This window comes from Pseudoduganella violacea, from assembly GCF_014191875.1.
GTDB classification, from domain to species: domain Bacteria; phylum Pseudomonadota; class Gammaproteobacteria; order Burkholderiales; family Burkholderiaceae_D; genus Rugamonas; species Rugamonas violacea_A.
Map to the genome: position 1 here is coordinate 167784 of NZ_JACHXD010000012.1, position 19853 is coordinate 187636.

The following is a 19853-nucleotide window of genomic DNA, read 5'->3' on the forward strand; positions in this document are numbered from 1 at the left end:
GCCATGAACGACAGCCAATCCATCCTGGCCGCGCTGCGCGACGGCCGCATCGCGCGCGACGCCGCGCTGCAAGGCCTACGCGCGGCCGCCGCCGGCGCGCGCCCGGACCCGGACCCGGACCCGGACCCGCAGCCGCGCCCGGCGCCGGCCGAGCCGGACGCCATTGCCATCGTCGGCGCTTCCGGCCGCTATCCCGAAGCGCCCGACCTCGACAGCTTCTGGCGCAATCTGGCGGCCGCGCGCGACTCGGTGGGCACCATCCCGCCCGAGCGCTGGGACAGCCTGGCCAGTTTCGACCCCAGCGGCCAGCGGCCGGATAGCATCTACAGCCGGGCGCTGGGCGTGCTGGACGACGCCGATTGCTTCGACGCCGCCTTCTTCCAGATTTCGCCCGCCGAGGCCGAGTACATGGACCCGCAGCACCGCCTGTTCCTGCAGGAGGCCTACCGCAGCTTCGAGGACGCCGGCTACGGGCCGCAGCGCCTGGCGGGGCGCAATTGCGGCGTCTACCTGGGCATCATGAGCAGCGAGTACAGCAGCCTGCTGATGCAGAGCGGGGCGCCGGTCGCCAACGCCACCGGCAACGCGCTGTCGATCGCCGCCTCGCGCATCGCCTACCTGCTGAACCTGAAGGGGCCGGCCATCGCCATCGACACCGCGTGTTCCTCTTCGCTGGTGGCGGTGCACCTGGCCTGCCAGGCCCTGCGCAGCGGCGAGATCGACATGGCGCTGGCGGGCGGCGTCACGCTCTACCTGAGCCGCGAAGCGTATCTGGCCATGTGCGGCGCCGGCATGCTCTCGCCGGACGGGCGCTGCAAGGCCTTCGACGACAGCGCCAACGGCTTTGTGCCGGGCGAGGGCGTGGGCGCGGTCGTGCTCAAGCGCCTGGCCGACGCGCGCCGCGACGGCGACCGCGTGCTGGGCACCATCCTGGCCAGCGGCATCAACCAGGACGGCCGCACCAACGGCATCACCGCGCCCAGCGGCGCCAGCCAGGCCGCGCTGCTGCGCACGGTCTACCAGCGGCATGGCATCGATGCGGCCAGCATCGGCTACTGCGAGCTGCACGGCACCGGCACCCGGCTCGGCGATCCGGTCGAACTGAATGCCATCGCCCAGGTATACGGCGCGGCCGGCGCGGCGCGCCAGAGCTGCCTGATCGGTTCCGTCAAATCGAATATCGGCCACACCTCGGCCGCCGCCGGCGTGGCCGGCCTGCATAAGCTGCTGTTGGCGCTGCGCCATGGCCACATCCCGCCCAGCCTGCATTTCCGGCGGCCCAACGCGCATTTCGATTTCAGCCAATCGCCTTTCCGCGTGGCCACCGAGCTGACGCCCTGGACGGCGCCGCGCCGCGCCGCGCTCAGTTCCTTTGGCCTGAGCGGCACCAATGCCCACCTGGTGCTGCAGGAAGACAGCGGCGCCGCGCCGCGCGCCGGCGGCGGCGCCGGCCTGGTCGTGCTGTCGGCCCAAAGCCAGAGCGCGCTGCGCGCGCAGGCCGCCGCGCTGGCGCGCCAGCTGGAAGCCGATCCCGGCCTGTGCCTGGCCGACCTGGCTTACACGCTGCAGGTCGGGCGCGCCGCGCTGCGCCACCGGCTGGCCGTGGTGGCCAGCGGCGCCGCGCCGCTGCGCGCAGCCCTGCTGGCCGCCGCGCAGGGCCTGCCGCATCCCGCGCTGCTGACCGGCCGCGCCGAAACGGAGGCGCCACAGGGCGATGCCGCCGCGCTGGCGGCCGATTTCGCGGCCGGCCGCTGGACGGCGCTGGCCCAGGCCTGGGTGGCGGGCGCCGACTGCGACTGGCTGCAGTGGCAGCAGGGCGGCGGCCGCCGTACCGTGGCGGCGCCGACTTATCCCTTCGCCCGCAGCCGCTACTGGTTGCCGGGCCAACCGACGCTGGCGCCGGCCGCGCCGCAGCTGTGGCAATGGCAATGGCGGCCGGCGCCCCTGGCCGCCGCGGCCGCCATGCCGCCGGCCGTGCTGCTGTACGTGGCCGCCTGCGCCGCCAACCGCGCCCTGGCCGAAGCGCTGGCGGCGCTGTGGCCGCAGGCCGAGCTGCGCGCGCTGGACGCCACGGCCCCCGGCCAGGACGGGCCGGCGCGCGCCACCATCATCGACCTGACGGCACACGCCGAACCGCGGCTGGCCCGCGCCCAGTGGCTGGCCCAGTTGCAAAACCTGCTGGGCCGGCTGCCCGCGGACGGCGGCGCCATGCTGCTGGGCCTGGGATTCGGCCGGCCGCGCGCCGACGCCCTGCATGCCGGGCTGTACGGCACCCTGCAAAGCGAGTATCCGCGCCTGCGCGCGCGCTATGTCGATCTCGGCGCCGGGCTGCCGGCGGCGGCGCTGGCGCCGCTGCTGGCGGCTGAATGCGCCGCGGACGAGCGCGCCGCGCGCTGCCGCTACCGCGACGGCGCGCGCAGCGTGCCCCAGTTGGCGTCCTGGCCGGCGCCGGCCGGCGCGGCGGACGCGGTCTTGCCGGGTCCGGCCGACGTCTGGTGGATCAGCGGCGGCACGCGCGGCCTGGGCCTGCTGTGCGCGCGCCACCTGGCGCGCCGCTACGGCGTGCGCAAGATGCTGCTGTCGAGCAGGACGGCGCTGCCGGCGCGCGCGCAGTGGCCGGCCGCCACGGCCGAAGGCATCGCCGAGCTCGAGGCGCTGGGCGTGCAGCTCGCATTTTCGGCCGTGGCGCTGAACGATCCGGCCGCGCTGCGCGCCGAGCAGGCGCGCGTGGCCGCCGTGCTGGGCCCGGTCAGCGGCCTGCTGCATGCCGCCGGGGTCAGCGACTGGAGCGTGCCGGCGCTGCTGGACAAGTCCGCCGCCGCCATGCAGGCCGTGTTCGAACCCAAGCAGGAAGGGCTGGACCATCTGGCCGCCGTGCTCGACCACGGCGCCTTGCGCCATCTGCTGCTGTTCTCCTCGGTCGCGGCGGCCCTGCCGGCGCTGGGCGCGGGCCAGATCGACTACGCCATGGCCAACGCCTACCTGGACGGCTACGCCCAGGAATACGCCGGCCCGGCGCACTGCGTCAGCATCCAGTGGCCGAGCTGGGCCGAGTCGGGCATGGGCGCGGTGCGCAGCCAGGCTTACCAGGACAGCGGACTGCTGACGCTGAGCGATGCGCAGGGCCTGGACTGCCTGGACCGGATTCTGGCCTGGCGCGCCGGGCCGCTCGTCCTGCCGGCGGCGGTCGACCCGGCGCGCTGGCAGCCCGAGCGCGCGCTGCTGGAAAAGCCCGCGCCCCGGCCTGCGGCGGCGCCTGCCGCCAGCGGCGCGCCCGTCCAGGCCACTGTCGCGCCGGCCGGCGGGGAGGCGGCCGCGGCACTGCTGGCCTGGCTGCAGAACCTGTTCGCGCGCGAACTCAAACTGGCGCCGCAAGCCATCGAAGCCCAGCTCGGTTTCCAGGACTACGGCGTCGATTCCATCATGCTGACCCGCATCATGCGCCCGCTTAACCAACTGGCCGAGCAGCCGCTGGAGCCGTCGCTGCTGTTCGAATACGCCACGCTGGACAGCCTGGCCGGCTGGCTCATGCGCGAACGCCCGGGCCTGGTGCAAAAAGTGCTGGCGACCGCCGCGCCGGCGCCGGCCCCGGCCCCGGCGCCGCCCCTTGCGGCGCCGGCCGCGGCATCCCCCGCATCCGGCGCGGCGCCGGCCGGCGGCGGCGACATCGCCATCATCGGCCTGTCCTGCCGCTTGCCCGGCGCGCCCGACAGCGACGCCTATTGGCGCCTGTTGCGCGAAGGCCGCAGCGGCATCGTGCCGGTGCCCGAAGCGCGCTGGGGCTACCGCAGCGGCTTCCACGCGGGCGTGCTGGAGACCCCGGCCGGCGGCGATGCGGCCGCTTTCGGCATCGACGCCGACGACGCGGCCGCCATGGACCCGCAGGCGCTGCTGCTGCTCGAACTGGGGCTGCAGGCGGTCTGCCACGCCGGCTACACGCCGCCGGAACTCAAAGGCCGGGCGCTCGGCGTCTTCCTCGGCGCGCGCAGCCAGCACCGGCCGTCGGCCGAGCTGATCGAACGGGCGCGCAATCCCATCGTCGCCGCCGGGCCGAACTACCTGGCGGCCAATCTGTCCCAGCATTTCGACTGGCAAGGCCCGAGCCTGGTGGTCGATACCGCCTGCTCGTCGGCGCTGGTGGCGCTGAAGCTGGCGGCGCAGGCGCTGCGCGACGGCGAGATCGAGGCGGCCATGGTGGGCGGCGTCAGCCTGCTGCAATCGGACGCCGGCCACCGCCTGTTCGCGCAGCGCGGCCTGCTGGCGCCGCAAGGCGAGTTCCACATCTTCGACGGCCGCGCCCAGGGCGTGGTGCTGGGCGAGGGCGGCGGCATGGTGCTGCTCAAGCCGCTGGCGGCGGCCGAGGCCGACGGCGACCGCATCTACGCGGTGCTGAAGGCGGTGGCGGTCAATAACGATGGCCGCACGGCCGGGCCGGCCAGCCCCAATCTGGCCGCCCACAAGCGGCTGCTCGAACAAACCCTGCGGCGCAGCGGCCTGGACGCGGCCGACATCGGCCATATCGAGGCCAACGGCTCGGGAACGGCGATGACGGACCTGCTGGAACTGAAGGCGATCAGCGCCGTGTATGGCGGCGCGGCCCGGCGCTGCAGCCTCGGCTCGGTCAAGCCGAATATCGGCCATCCGCTGTGCGCCGAAGGCATCGCCGCCCTGATCAAGGTGGTGCTGATGCTGCACCACCGCCAGGGCGTGCCTTTCCTGTCGGGCCAGGTGCCGCTGCCGCATTTCGCGTTGGCCGATTCGCCGTTCTTCTTCCACCGCGCCGCCGCCGCGCTGGACGGCGCCTTGCCGGCCGCGGCCCTCAATTGCTTCGCCGATGGCGGCACCAATGTCCACGCCATTTTGCAGGCCTGGCGCGCGGACGCGCCGGCGCGGCGCGCGCCGTTGCCGCCGCCGCGGCAAGGCCGTCCAGCCGCGCCGCCGGCCCGGCCGGGCGGCAATGTCTGGAAACGCTACTCCTCTCAAGAAAGCCTGGAAAACGCATGAACATGATGCTCAAGAAAGCAGTGATGGAAGACGAGATTTTCTTCGACGCGGCGCACCCGCTGCTGAGCCAGCATGTGGTGCAGGGCCAGCCCTGCCTGCCGGGGCTGGCCTATATCGACCTGATCTTCCAGCTGGCGCGCGACCACGACCTGGATTTCCGCCAATACCGCTTGCGCGATCTGACGATTTTCGCGCCGTTGCCGGGCCTGGCCGAAGGGCTTTGGCTACGGGTGCAATGGCGTCCCGGCGCGGCCGGCTGGCAATTGAGCCTGGATGGCCGCGACAACGGCCAGCGCTACGCCGAGGCGGCGCTGGACTTGGCCCCGGCGCCCGCTTTCAGCGCCGTCTTGCCGGCCGTGGAGCCGGGCGGCGGCGAGGAGCTGGCCGCCAGCTATGCGCGCTACCGCGCGCTGGGCCTGGTGCATGGCGCCGCGCTGCGCGCCAGCGGCAGCCTGCACAGCACGGACGCGGGCCTGCTGCTGCGCTTGCGCCCAGAGGACGGCAACCCGGAGGAGCAGGCGCAATACATGTTCCACCCGGCCCTGCTCGACGGCGCCGGCGTCGGCGCGGCGGTGCTGTTCGAGCGCGTCTTCGGCGCGGCGCCGCAGCTGTACCTGCCGGTCGGCTATGGCGCCTTCCAGGCCAGCGCGCTGCTGCAGCACGCCTGCCAGGCCAGCGTGCTGGCCGGCTCGGTGCAGCGGCGCGGGGAGCTGGCTTCACTCAGCATCGGCTTTTTCGACGCCGCCGGCGTCCAGGTCGCCGCGCTGGACGAGGTACGCTGCAAACTGCTGCGCCAGCAGGGCGCCGCGCCGGCCGCCGCCGGGGACAGCGCCGGTGGCGCGGCCGTCGGCGAGGCCGAACAGCTGGTGCTGGCCTTGCTGGCGAATCTGCTGGGTCAGGAAGCCGCCGAGATCGACGTCGAAGCCGGCTTTTACCAGCTTGGCCTGGTATCGGTCCAGCTGATGGACCTGAGCCAGCGCCTGGGCCAGGCGCTGGGCGCGGCGCTGCCGCCGACCCTGTTGTTCGAATACGTCAACGTGCGCGCGCTGGCCGGCTGGCTGGACCGCGAGCACGGCGCGGCGCTGCGCTCGGCGGCGCCACAGGCGGCGGACGGCCCCGTCCCACGCGCGCCGGCCGCCGCCGCGCCGGCCGACATCGCCATCGTCGGCATGGCCGGCCGCTACCCGGGCGCCGCCAACCTGGACCAGCTCTGGGCCAATCTCAAGGCTGGCATCAACAGCGTGACCGAGGTGCCGGCCACGCGCTGGTCCTGGCAGGACTATAGCCATGTGCGTTCGCCTTCAGGCCGGCCCATGTCGCGCTGGGGGGGGTTCCTCGAGGACCCCGACTGCTTCGATGCGCGCTTTTTCCGCATCACCGCGCGCGAAGCGCAGGTGATGGACCCGCAGGAACGGCTCTTCCTGGAAACGGCGTGGAGCGCGGTGGAGGACGCCGGCTACACGCCCGACACCCTGGCGCCGGCCGCGGCGGTGGGGGTGTTTGTCGGCGTCATGCAGAAGGACTACGCGCTGCTGCAGAGCGCGGCGCAAGCGCCCGGCGGCACGCCGCTGGCCACCAATTACGCGCCGATCGCCAACCGGGTCTCGTTTGTCGGCAATTTCCACGGCCCCAGCGTGGCGCTCGACACGGCTTGTTCCTCGTCCCTGGTGGCGGTGCACCTGGCGCTGCAAAGCCTGGCCGCCGGCGAATGCGCCGTGGCCATCGCCGGCGGCGTCAACCTGTCGCTGCACCCGGGCAAGTACATTTCCTGCACCTTGCTCGATATGCACGCCTCGGACGGCCGCTGCAACAGCTTCGGCGCCGGCGGCGACGGCTATGTCTCGGCCGAGGGCGTGGGCGCCGTGGTGCTCAAGCCGCTGGCCCAGGCCCTGGCCGACCATGACCATGTGTATGCCGTCATCAAGGCCAGCAGCAGCAACCATGTGGGCACGGTCAGCGGCATCACGGTGCCCAGCCCGGCCGCGCACGCCGAATTGATCGGCCGCAGCCTGCGCCAGGCCGCCATCGATGCCGCCAGCATCGGCTGCGTCGAGGCGCACGGCACCGGCACGGCGCTGGGCGACCCGATCGAAATCGAGGGCTTGACGCGCGCCTACCGCGCCCACACCGGGCGCCGCCAGTACTGCGCCATCGGTTCCATCAAATCGAATATCGGCCATGCCGAAGGCGCCGCCGGCATCAGCGGCCTGACCAAGGCCGCGCTGCAGCTGCACCACCGCACCCTGGTGCCTTCGCTGCACGCCGAGCCGGTCAATCCGCTTCTGGCGCTGGACGAGACGCCCTTCGTCCTGCAGCGCAATACCGTCGAATGGCCGCAGCCGGACGGGGCGCCGCGCCGGGCCGCGGTCAGCGCCTTCGGCGCCTCGGGCACCAACGCGCACCTGATCCTGGAGGAATTCGTGGCCGCGCCGCGTCCGGCCGCGCCGGCCCAGGCGGCGCTGGTTGTGCTGTCGGCGGCCGACGAGGAGGCGCTGCAGCGCTATGCGCGCGGCTTGCGCGCGGCCCTGGCCGGCGCGCCGCAGCCAGCGGCGGCGGGGCAACTGGCCGCCTTGCTGGCCGAGCTATTGCAGGTGGCGGCCGAACAGATCGATCCGCAGGCCGAGCTGAGCGAACTGGGCATGGATGCCTTCCAGCGCGAGCGCTTCGCGCAACAGGCGCGGCAACGCTTCGGCATCGAGTTGCCGGCCGCATTGCCGTCACTGGCGGCGCTGGCGCGCGAGCTGGCCGCACCGGCCTGGCCGCTGCGCGATCTGGCCTACACCTTGCAAGTGGGCCGCAAGGCCTTGGCGCAGCGCGCCGCCTTCGTGGCGCCGGATCAGGCCACGCTGCTGCGCCAGCTCGATCATTTCATCCAGGGCGGACGCAGCATGCCGGGCGTGCACACCGGGCGCGCGCCGCGCCGGCCGCGGGAGGCGCCGGACGCGCCGCCAACGGTGCCGGACGAGCGTCTGCAATGGCTGGCCGCGCACTGGGTGGCGGGCGGCCGCGCCGACTGGGCGCAGCTGTACCACGAGGACGACCTGCCATGGCGCATCAGCCTGCCGACCTACCCCTTCGCGCGCGAGCGCCATTGGATCGATGGCGCCGCCATGGCGCCGGCGCTGGCGCGCACCGCAGCCCCGGCCGCTATGATGGTCCCGGTCCCGGTCCCGGTCCCGGCCGTGGCCGCCGCGGCCGGCGCCGCGCCGGGCGAGGATATGCTGACGCTGCTGATCGCGGCCCTGAGCGAGGTCACGGCCATGCCGGTCCGGCAATTCGGCGCCGACATGGCCATCGAGGACATCGGCCTCGACTCGCTGATGAACACCGCGCTGAATCAGCGCATGGCCGCTTTTGCCGGCAATAGCGACGCCACGCTGCTGTTCCGCTGTGCCACCGTGGGCGAGCTGGCGCAGCGGCTGGCCGCCACGCGCGCGGCCGCTGCCGAGGCGCCTGGGTCCGCCCCGCCTGCCCCGGCATCGCCGGCTCCGGCACCGGCGGCGCAGGCCGCTGTTCCGGCCGTCTCCGGCCACGAGCTGATCGCCGTGGTGGGATTGGCCGGGCGCTATCCGCAGGCCGACAGTCTGGAACAGTTGTGGCGCAACCTGCTCGACGGCCGCGACAGCATCGAAACCATTCCGCCCGGCCGCTGGCCGCTGGCCGGGTTCTACGAAGCCGACCCGGCCCGCGCGGCCGCCGGCGGCAAGAGCTACAGCCAGTGGGGTGGCTTCCTGTCCGGCGTGGACCGCTTCGATCCGCTGTTCTTCAATATCACGCCGCGCGAAGCGGCGCTGATGGACCCGCACGAACGGTTGTTCCTGCAGACGGCCTGGCATTGCATGGAGGAGGCCGGCTACACCCGCGCCGCGCTGCGCCAGGCCAGCGGCCCGGCCGGCCTGGGCGTGTTTGTCGGCACCACCTTCAATAATTACCAGCTCATCATGAGCGATGCCGCCCACCACGGCGGCGCCGACCATTATCCGGCCTCGAGCCAGGTCTTCTCGATCGCCAACCGGGTTTCCTATGTGCTCAATGCCAGCGGCCCCAGCGTCACCGTCGACACCGCCTGCTCGTCCTCGCTGTACGCCGTGCAGATGGCCTGCGACAGCATCCGCAGCGGCCAGTGCGGCATGGCGCTGGCGGGCGGCGTCAACCTGACGCTGCATCCCAGCAAATACGTCTCGCTCTCGCTGGGCCGCTTCCTGGCCGAGGACGGCCGCTGCCGCGCCTTCGATGCCGGCGGCAGCGGCTATGTGCCGGGCGAGGCGGTGGGCGCGGTGCTGCTCAAGCCGCTGGCCGCGGCGCTGCGCGACGGCGACCATATCCACGGCCTGATCCGTGGCGGCGCCATCGCGCATGGCGGCCGCAGCAACGGCTATTCAGTTCCCAGCCCGGCGGCCCAGGCCGACACGATCCGGCGCGCGCTGCGCCAGGCCGGCGTGGCGGCGCGCAGCATCAGCTGCGTCGAGGCGCACGGCACCGGCACGGCCCTGGGCGACCCGGTGGAAGTGGCCGGCTTGGTGGAGGCCTTTGGCGCCGAGACGGCCGATACCGGCTACTGCAGCCTGTCCTCGGTGAAAACCAATATCGGCCATGCCGAGGCGGCCGCCGGCATCGCCCAGCTGACCAAGGTGCTGCTGCAGATGCGGCACCGCACCCTGGTGGCCAATGTCTCGCATGGCGGCGGCCCGAATCCGGCGATCGACTTCGAGCATAGCCCCTTCCGGGTACAGCGCGCGGCGGCGGCCTGGCCGGCGCCGCTGGTGGACGGCGCCGCCGTGCCGCGGCGCGCCGGCATCAGCAGCTTCGGCGCGGGCGGCGCCAACGCGCACCTGGTGGTCGAGGAAGCGCCGGCGCCGGCGCCGGAAGCGCGACGCCAGGGTCCGCTGCTGTTGGTGGTGTCGGCCAAGGACCCGGCCGGATTGCGGCGCCAGGCGGCGCAGCTGGCGCGGCATTTGCGCGGGCCGGACGGCGCGGTTGATCTGGCCGGGGTCGCCTATACCCTGCAAGCCGGCCGCGAGGCGATGGCGCAGCGCTGTGCCTTTGTGGCGCAAGACGCGGCCGCGGCGCTACATATCTTGGAGCAACTGGCCGACGGCATCAATCCGCCCGAGGCCGCGCTGGGCCGGCTGACGCTGTCGGTGCATGGCCAGGCGCAGGAGCCGGCGCCGGACGCGGCGCGCGTGGAGGCGGCACTGGCCGCATGGCCGGCGGCGGGCGCCGAGCTGGCCGCGCTCTGGTGCGCCGGCGCCGCCATCGACTGGAGCGCGCTGTACGAGGGGCGGCCGCCGCGCCGTCTGAGCCTGCCGCAGTATCCGTTTGCCGAGGAATCGTACTGGGTGCCGGGCGTGCCGCCGGGGGCGGCGCGCGCGCCGGCAGCGGCCGTTGCGCTCCCGGCCCTGGCGCCAGCCGTGCCAGTCGCCCCAGCCGAGCCAGTGGCGGCGGCAGCCGGCGACACGGTACTGCTGTTCGCGCCGCGCTGGGTGGCCGGCGCCGCCAGCGGCGTGGCGCCAGCCTATGCGCGCCACGTCGTGGCCGGCTGCGGCGTGCCGGAAGCGCTGGCCGCCGTGCTGGCGGCGCAAGCGCAGCCGCAGCGCGCCTGGCTTGCGCTGGACGGCGAGGCGGAAGCCGGCGCCGGCGTCGAGGCGCGCTACCGCGCCTATGTGGGCCGGCTGCTGGCCCTGGTCCAGGATGAATTCTCCCGCCTTGGCGCCGGTCGCACGCTGCTGCAGCTGGTGACGCCGTGGCAGGGCGACGCGCGCACCCTGTCCGGCCTGGCCGCGCTGCTGAAGACCGCGGCGCAGGAGCAGCCCGGCCTGGTCGTGCAGTGGCTGGGTCTGGACCGCTGGCCCGAAGCCGCGGCGCTGAACGCGCTGCTCGAAGAGAACCGCCGCGCCCCCGGCGAGACCATGGTGCGCTACCAGGACGGCGTGCGCTCGGTCTTGCAGTGGGAGGAGCTGGCGGCGCCCGCCGGGCAGGCGTTGCGCGCCGACGGCGTGTTCCTGATCACCGGCGGCGGCGGCGCGCTGGGCATGGCGGTGGCGCGCGCCATTGCGGCCCGGGCCGAGCGGCCGCGCCTGCTGCTGGCGGGCCGTTCGCCGCTCGGCGCGCGCCAGCAGGACTGCCTGGCGGACTTGCGCGCCCTGGGCGCGCAGGCCGAATACCGCCAGTTGGACGTCGCCTCGGCGGCGGATTGCCAAACCATGGTGGCCGACTGCCTCGGCGCCTGGGGCGGCCTGCACGGCGTGGTCCATTGCGCCGGCGTGGTGCGCGACAGCTTTATCGTGCGCAAGCCGGCCGCCGACCTGGACCAGGTACTGCCGCCCAAAGTGGCCGGCCTCGTCAATCTCGACCGCGCCAGCGCCGCCCTGACGCTGGATTTCCTGCTCGCCTTTTCCTCGGGCGCGGGCGCCATGGGCAATATCGGCCAGGCCGACTATGCGGCCGCCAACGGTTTCATGGATGGCTTTGCCCATTACCGCGCGCGGCGGGCAGGGGCGGGCCGCACCTGCTCGATCAACTGGCCTTTGTGGCAGGACGGCGGCATGCAGGTCGACCGCGCCACCATTGCCGCCATGCGCCGGCTGGGCGGCATGGCGCCGCTGTCCCTGGCCGATGGCATGCGCACGCTGTTCGCGTGCCTGGCGCTGGACGAGCCGCAGGTGCTGGTGGCCGCCGGCGAGGCCGCCACTTTGCGCCGCCTGATCCTGGCGCGGCCTTCGGCCCCGGCCGGCGCGCCGGCCCCGGCCGCCCCGGCCGCCGCGCCGCTGCCGGCCAAGCTGCTGGCGGCCACGGCGAGCGCGTTGCAGCACTTGTTTGCCGAGAAGACCGGCTTCCCGCCGGCCCGGCTGGAACTGGACGAGCCGCTGGAAACCTACGGCATCGACTCCACCCTGATCATGCAGCTCAACCAGGCGCTCGGCGAGATTTTCGGCGAGCTGTCGCAAACCCTGTTTTTCGAGCACCAGACCCTGGGCGCGCTGGCCACCTACCTGGCCACGGCGCACGCGCGCCAATGCGCCGCCTGGACCCATTGCGAAACCGATATGCCTCCTATTCCTGAAGCAGTTATTGCCGCGGTGCCCGCCGCCGGCGCGGCACCGCTTGCCGCCGCCATTTCCAGCGCCGCCGCCGCGCCGATGGCGCGCGAACCGATCGCCATCATCGGCCTGAGCGGCCGCTACCCGGGCGCGCCCGACCTGGACGCGTTCTGGGACAATCTGGCCGCCGGCCGCGATAGTATTTCGACCATTCCGACCGACCGCTGGCCCTTGCGGGACTTTTTCGAAGCCGACCGCGCCAAGGCCTTGCGCGAAGGGCGCAGCTATTCCAAATGGGGCGGCTTCCTGGACGACTGGGATTGCTTCGACTCGCTGTTCTTCAATATGTCGCCGCTGGAAGCCATCAATCTCGACCCGCAGGCGCGCCTGTTCGTCGAAACTTGCTGGGCGGCGCTGGAGGATGCCGGCTACACCCGCGCCATGCTGGCCGCGCGCTACCAGAAGCGGGTGGGCGTGTTCGCCGGCGTGACCAAGACCGGCTACGCGCTGCACGGCCCCGCGGTCTGGCCGCTCAAGCAGGGCTACAATCCGCAAACCTCGTTCAGCGCCGTGGCCAACCGGGTGTCCTATCTCTTCGACCTGCAAGGCCCCAGCGTGCCGGTCGACACCATGTGCTCGTCCTCGCTGACGGCGCTGCACCAGGCCTGTGAAAGCATCTGGTCGGGCGCCTGCCGGCTGGCCATCGCCGGCGGCGTCAACCTCTATCTGCATCCCGCGCAGTATCTGGAGCTGTGCGGCATGCAGATGCTGGCCGCCGACGGCCGCTGCAAGAGCTTCGGCGCGGGCGCCGACGGTTTCGTGCCGGGCGAAGGGGTGGGCGCGGTGCTGCTCAAGCCGCTGTCGGCGGCGTTGGCCGACAATGACAATATCCATGGCGTGCTGCGCGCCGCCGCCGTCAACCATGGCGGCAAGGTGAATGGCTTCACCGTGCCGAATCCGGCCGCCCAGCGCGCCCTGATCCGCCAGGCCCTGGACCAGGCCGGCGTCCCGGCCAGCGCCGTCGGCTATGTCGAGGCGCACGGCACCGGCACCGACTTGGGCGACCCGATCGAAGTCAGCGGCCTGACGCAGGCCTTCCAGGAGGACACGGATCAGCTGGGCTATTGCGGACTGGGATCGGTCAAATCGAATATCGGCCACCTGGAAGCCGCCGCCGGCATCGCCGGCCTGACCAAGGTCTTGCTGCAATTGCGCCACGGCGAGCGCGTGCCGACCCTGCATGCCGGCGAGATCAATCCGCGCCTGCGGCTGGCGGCCACCCCGTTCGTCCTGCAGCGCGCCGGCGCCGCCTGGCCCCGTCCGGCGGCGGGCGGCCGCATCGCGACCGTATCGTCCTTCGGCGCCGGCGGCGCCAACGCCTTCGTCGTGGTGGAGGAGGCGCCGCCGCGGCCGGCGCCGGCCGCCCACGCCCCGCTCCAGCTGGTGCCGCTGTCGGCCCGCAGCGAGGAAAGGCTGGCCGCGCGCGCCGCGCAGTTGCGGCGCGCCCTGCGGCAGGGCCGGGTCGACGGCAGCCTGGCCGACCTGGCCTACACCCTGCAGACCGGACGCGAAGCGATGAGCGCGCGGCTGGCCCTGGTGGCCAGCTCGCTGGCCGACCTGGAAGCGCAGTTGGACGGCCTGCTGGACGAGCGCGATGGCTGGCGCGACGGCGCCACGCAGGCGGCCTGTTTCGGCGATTGCCAGCAGCGCCAGGCGGGCCTGGGCATGCTGTCCGGCGAAACCGAACTCAAGCTGGCCATTTCGGCCTGGGTCGCCAACGGCAAGCTGGCGCCGCTGGCCAGCCTCTGGCTCGGCGGCGTGGACATCGACTGGAGCTTGCTGCATGGCGAAGCGCCGCCGCGGCGCATCAGCCTGCCGACCTATCCCTTCCTGCGCGACCGCCAGCGGCTGCCGGCGGCGGCGCCCACGCCCGCGCCGGGCCGCCTGCACCCGCTGTTGCACGCCAATACCTCCACGCTGGACGGCGTCCGGTTTACTTCGCATTTCGACGGCAGCGAAGTCTTCCTGCGCGACCACCGCATCCTGGCGCAGCCGGTATTGCCGGCGACGGCCTATCTGGCGCTGCTGGCCGGCGCCTGCGCCCAATTGCGGCCGGGCCTGGCCGCCTGGCATATTGCCGGCATGAGCTGGCTGCAGCCGGCGCGCTGGCAGGCGCCGCTGCTGGAATTGCACCTGACGCTGGCGCAGGCCGACGCGGCCGGCTGCGGCTTCGAGATCCACAGCGGCCCGGAGACCGACCGGGTGCTGCATGCCAGCGGCCGGCTGGTGTGGGACGGGGCGCCGCTGCCCGCGGTATCGGCGCCGGCGGCGGCGCGCCGCGATTGCAGCGGCGCGCTTTCGGCCGAAGAATGCTATGCCTTGTTCGACGCCTGCGGCCTGGAATACGGCCCGGCCTTCCGCACGCTCGGCCGGCTCGAATTCGGCGCCCAGACCGTGGTGGCCGATCTGCTGCCGCCGGACGATGGCTGGCCTGACGCGCTGCATCCGGGCCTGCTCGATGGCGCGCTGCAGGCCACGCTCGGCCTGGCCGCCGGCACCGGCGCCGGCGCGCCGTTGCTGCCGTTCGCGCTGTCCTCCTTCCGCATCCAGGGAACGCGTCCGGCCCAGCCGCGCTGCGTCGTGCGGCGCGCCGCGCCCGGCGCGCCCATCGATATCGACATCTGCGACGAGCAGGGCGCCGTATGGCTGGCCTTGCGCGGTTACATCGCGCGGCCGCTGAAGGTGGCCAAGCCGGCGCCGGCCATGCCCGCCGCCGGCCTGCTGCGCCTGGTGCCTGCCTGGCGCGAAGCGGCGGCGGACGCCGCAGCGCCATGGCAGCGGCAGCGCCATGCGGTGCTGCTGTGTCAGCCGCAGGCGCTGGACCTGGGGCCGGACATCGACGTGCTGGCGGCGCCCGATGCCGGCGGCATCGAGCAGCGCTACGCGCAGGCCTTGGCCGCTCTGCAGGCCTATGCCGCGCCGCTGTTGCGCCAGTCGCCGGTGCCGCGCACCCTGATCCAGGTGGTGCTGCACGACAGCGCGGCGCAAGCGCCGCTGGCCGGCCTGGCCGGTTGGTGCCGCACGCTGATGATGGAGCAGCCGGCATTGCGCTGCCAGCTCATCTTGGTGCCCGACATGGGGGATGGCGCGCGCCTGCCGGCACTGCTGCGGGAGAATGCCGTGCGGCCGCAGGACAGCCTGGTACGCCACGACGGCGGACGCCGCCTGCTGGGCGGCTGGCGCGAATGGCTGCCGCGCGCTGCGGCGCCAGCGCTCTGGCGCGACGGCGAGGTGTACCTGCTCACCGGCGCCGGCGGCGGGCTGGCGCGCCTGTTCGCCCGCGATATCGTGGCCCATGCCCCGCGCAGCCGCTTGCTGCTACTGGGCCGTTCCGCCGCATCCCGCGAGCTGCTGGCCGATATCGAGGCCTGGCGCGGCGCGGGCGCGAGCGTCGAATACCACCAGGCCGATTGCAGCGACCGGCCGGCGCTGGATGCGCTGGTGGCCGATGCGCTGCGGCGCCATGGCCGCCTGGACGGCGTACTGCACGCCGCCGGCGTGATGCGCGACAGCTTCCTGCAATACAAGACGGCGGAAGACTACCGGCAAGTGCTGGCCGCCAAGGTTGATGGCCTGGTCAATCTCGACCTGGCCACGCGCCAGGCCGGCTTGCGCTGGATGGTGCTGTTCTCGTCGGTGGCGGGCCAGACCGGCAATCCCGGCCAGGCCGATTACGCCGCCGCCAATGGCTTCATGGATGGCTATGCGCGCTACCGCAATGTGCTGGCCGACGCCGGCGAGCGCCCGGGACGTACGCTCAGCATCAACTGGCCGCTGTGGCAGGAAGGCGGCATGCAGGTCGACGCCGGCACGCGCGCAATGCTGCGGCGCGGCGCCGGCATGGAGGCGCTGCGGAGCGCGGACGGCCTGCAACTGTTCCACGCGGCGCTGACCGAGGGCCTGGAGCAGGTAATGCTGCTGAGCGGCGACCTGGCGCGCCTGAAAGCGGCGCTGCTGGGCGAAGCCAGCCAGGCCAGCGCAGCGGAAACCCAGTTATCCGGTCTGCTGGGCGAACTGCTAAGCGTACCGGCGAAAGAGATCGACTGCCAAGCGCCATTGACGGAACTGGGCGTGGACGCGCTGCTGCTGGAACAACTGCGCCAGCGCCTGGCCGCGTTGATGCCGCAGGCGCCGAACCTGGCGCAATTGCTGTCCGATCCGGGCCAGTCGGTGGCCGTATTGGCGCAACGCCTGCCTTGGACGCCGTCGGCCGTGCCGCCGGCGCCAGCCTTGCCGCTGCCGCCGCAGACCGCGGCGCAGCCGCCGGGACCAGCTGCCGCGCCGGCCGGCGAAGCGCTGGCTGGCCTGGCACTGGCGCTGCTGATGGAGCTGGTCAGCAATGCGCTCAAGCTGCCGCTGGAGCGCCTGAAAGCCGATGCCGAGATGGACAGTTATGGCATCGACTCGGTGCTCGTGATGCAGATGACGGCGCAGCTGGAAACAATCTTCGGTCCGCTGTCCAAAACCCTGTTCTTCGAATATACGACGCTGCGCCAGCTGTCCGGCCACTTCGTGCGCGAACATGCCGACGTGCTCGCGCGCCGCTTGCGCGCCGCCGCGCCGGCGCAGGAAAGCCCGAATACGCCGGTGGTGCAGCCAGCCGCCGTGGCGGCCGAGGCACGCGCCGAGCAGCCGGCAACGGCCTCCGTTCCCGTGGTAATGGCGGCGCCGCTTGCGGCATCGGCTGCGGGACCGGCGATACCCGCTCAAACCGGAACTGAAGACGGACTTGCGCCCGCGAAGCGCCGGCATGGCGCCACCGATGTGGCCATTGTCGGTGTGGCGGGCCGCTATCCGAAGGCGGCGGACCTGGCCGAGTTCTGGACCAATCTGCTGGCCGGCCGCGACTGCGTCAGCGACATTCCCGCCTCGCGCTGGGACTTCAGCCAGAGCTTCCACCCTGAAAAGGGCGTGGTGGGCAAGACCTACTGCAAAGCCGGCGGGTTCCTCGACGACGTGGACCGCTTCGACGCCGCCTTCTTCAATATTTCGCCGCGCGAGGCGCAGATCATGGATCCGCAGGAGCGGCTCTTCCTCGAATGCGTGTATCACACGCTGGAGGATGCCGGCTACACCCGCGACAGCGTCAGCGCCAGCCGGGCGGTTGGCGTCTACGTCGGCGTGATGTACGAGGAATACCAGTTCTACGGCCGGGAGCGGACCCTGGAAGGCTATCCGGTGGCCTTGACCGGCAATCCCGCCGCGATCGCCAACCGGGTATCGTATTTCTGCAATTTCCATGGCCCGAGCATGGCGGTCGACACCATGTGCTCATCGTCGCTCACCTCGATCCATCTGGCCTGCCAAAGCCTGCTGCAGGGGGAATGCGAGGTGGCGGTGGCCGGCGGCGTCAACCTGTCGCTGCACCCGAACAAGTACCTGATGCTGTCGCAGGGGCGTTTCGCCTCCAGCACCGGCCATTGCGAAAGCTTCGGCGAAGGCGGCGACGGTTACGTGCCGGGCGAGGGCGTGGGCGCGGTGCTGCTGAAGCCATTGGCCGACGCCGAGCGCGATGGCGATCACATTTACGGCGTGATCAAGGCCAGCGCCATCAACCATGGCGGCAGGAGCAATGGCTATACCGTGCCCAATCCAAATGCCCAGGCCGACGTGATCGGCGCGGCGCTGGCGCGTGCCGGCGTCGATGCGCGCAGCATCAATTACATCGAAGCGCATGGCACCGGGACGGCGCTGGGCGACCCGATCGAGATCGCCGGCCTGACCAGGGCGTTCCGCGTCCACACGGGCGAGCGCGGCTTTTGCGCCATCGGCTCGGTCAAATCGAATATCGGCCACTGCGAAAGCGCGGCCGGGGTGGCGGGCCTGACCAAGGTGCTGCTGCAGATGCGGCATCGCCGGCTGGCGCCGTCGCTGCACGCCGATCCGCGCAATCCGAATATCGATTTCGCGGCCACGCCCTTCGTGGTCCAGACCGAGGCGGCGCGCTGGGAAGCCGTGCCGCTGGGCGACGGGACGTCGGCGCGGCATCCGCTGCGGGCCGGCGTCTCCTCGTTCGGCGCGGGCGGCGCCAACGCGCATGTGATTGTCGAGGAATACCGCGCCCTGCCGCTGCATCCGGCGGCGGGCGCGGTGGAGCTGGTGGTGCTGTCGGCGCGCAAGAGCGAGGGATTGGTGCGCCAGGCGCAGGCCCTGCGCTCGGCGCTGCGGCGCGAAGCGTATGGCGACGACGCCTTGGCGTCGATTGCCTGGACGCTGCAAACCGGCCGGGAAGCGATGGACGAACGCCTATGCCTGGCCGTGCGCAGCATCGATGAGCTGCTGCGCGGCCTCGATGCGGTGCTGGCGGGCCAGGCCGAGGGCGTCTTGCGGGCCCGCGCGCAAGCGCGGGAAGGCGAGGACAGCGTCCAGGCCGAGACCTTGTGGCGGGAAGGGCGTCTCGCGGAATTGGCGGCGGCCTGGGTTGCCGGCGCGTTCTCGGACTGGCGCTGGCGCGCGCGCGCGGGCGCGGGCGCGGGCGCGCTGCGGCGGCTGCCGCTGCCGGGCTACGCCTTTGCGCCGACGCGCTACTGGGTGCCGAGCATCGAACAATTGGGCGGTTTGGCGGCGAGGCAAGGCGGGGGCGGGGGCGCGGCCACGCCCGCCCTGGCACCGCCAATGCCTGCGCCCGCGGTGGCGCCGCATGCCGCTCCTGCCGTCGCCGCCGCGCCAGCCGTGGCCGGCGCGGCGGCGGCCGGGATGTTGAAGGTAAGACTGCAACCGGCCGTTGCCAGCGCCAGTGCCAGCGCGCCGGGCGGGGCGAAACCGCACCAGAGCATTGTGCTGGCGCCGGTGCAGGCCGCGCCAGCCAAGCCGGTCCCGGCGCCGCAAGTGGCTGCCGCTGCCGTCACCGCGCCCATTGCCGGCGGTCCCGGCGCGGAGCAAATCGAAGACAAGCTGCGCGCCTTGCTGGCCGAGGCCTTGTTCATGGCGCCGGACGAGATTGACCGCAGCCAGACCTTCGTTGAAATGGGCATGGACTCGATCCTCGGAATTGAGTGGATCAAGGCGGTCAACGAGTCTTTCAAGCTGGCCATCAGCGCCACGTCGGTATACGACCATCCGACGCTGGAATCGTTTGCCGGGTATGTGGCCGGGCAGTTGGCGGCACCGGCCGGCGCCAGCGCGGCGGCGCCCGCCATGGCCGACGCGCCGGCTGTGTCCCTGCCGCCGCAACCGGCGGCGGCATCCGCGCCCGCCGCCCCGCGCGCTTCCGCGGCCGACCAGGCCGCGTTGATGGTGGTGTTGGCGGCGGAGTTGGCCAATGCCCTGTTCGCACAGCCGGAGGAGCTCGACCCGGATACCACCTTCAGCGAGCTGGGCATGGATTCCATCATCGGCATCGAGTGGCTGCAGGCGGTCAACCGGCGCTACGGCACGGATATCGCGGCCACCAAGATCTACGACTATCCGACCCTGCGCACATTCAGCGCCTTCATCGCGGGCCTGCTGGTGGCCGACGCCGCGCCCGCCACGCCGGCGGCGCCGGGCAGTGAGCCGGACAGTGAGCTGGACGCCGTGCTGGCGCAGGTGCGCGATGGGGCGCTGGACGTCGCGGCCGCCAGCCGCCTGCTGGAGGCCGCGCTGAACACGCCCGGCTAGCATTTCTTTCAATTTTGTAATATTTTAATAAATATAATATTGAATAATAAATAATGAAACTATTTTAATGTAAGGCACTTTTCCGTGGCTCCTCCCAGCCGCCATGCGGCGTGGAGGCGGCCCGTGTTCATGTAAATGGAACGAGAACGA

At 72.4% G+C, this 19853-nt stretch carries 2 protein-coding genes; both read left to right on the forward strand.

Annotated elements, in window-relative coordinates:
* Positions 1-3: 3 nt before the first annotated feature.
* Positions 4-5004 carry a type I polyketide synthase gene (locus tag FHS03_RS20110; protein WP_183442717.1) on the forward strand — a complete coding sequence of 1667 codons (5001 nt, stop codon included), beginning with the start codon at positions 4-6 and terminating at the stop codon, positions 5002-5004.
* Complete coding sequence (locus tag FHS03_RS20115) at positions 5001-19703, forward strand: SDR family NAD(P)-dependent oxidoreductase (RefSeq protein ID WP_229426307.1); 14703 nt, start codon at positions 5001-5003, stop codon at positions 19701-19703. Before FHS03_RS20110 ends, FHS03_RS20115 begins: the two co-directional genes overlap by 4 nt.
* Positions 19704-19853 lie beyond the last annotated feature (150 nt).